1 protein-coding gene is annotated in these 373 nt (G+C 71.3%); it reads right to left on the minus strand.

The window, feature by feature from the left end:
• Window positions 1-373, minus strand: a 373-nt coding sequence (locus EN845_RS34065; RefSeq protein ID WP_135931290.1) for a GGDEF domain-containing protein, incomplete at both ends; no start/stop codon positions are given.

The raw sequence follows: 373 nt of genomic DNA on the forward strand, positions 1-373 counted from the left end.
CCAAGATCGGCGTCGCGCACGGCGGCGAGCACGGCGTGCGCAAGCCGCTCGGCGCAGGCATCGCCGCAGTTCGGCACCAACAGCGCGAACTCGTCGCCGCCGAGGCGCGCGGCATGCGCCGAGGGCGGCAGGCTGGCGACGATGCCGGCGGCGACGCTCTTCAGCGCGAGGTCGCCGGCGGCATGGCCGGCATAGTCGTTGAGCGCCTTGAAGTAATCGAGGTCGACATAAAACACCGCAAGCGGCAGGCGCTCGGCCAGGGCGATGTTTTCGGCGAGCAGCCGGTCGAAGGCCGCGCGGTTTAGCAGCCCGGTCAGGGCGTCGTGGCGCGCGGCGAAGGCAAGTCCCTCGGCGCGCGTCTTCTCCTCGGTGA

Origin of the sequence: Mesorhizobium sp. M8A.F.Ca.ET.202.01.1.1 (genome assembly GCF_004791595.1) — a bacterium.
GTDB lineage: Bacteria > Pseudomonadota > Alphaproteobacteria > Rhizobiales > Rhizobiaceae > Mesorhizobium.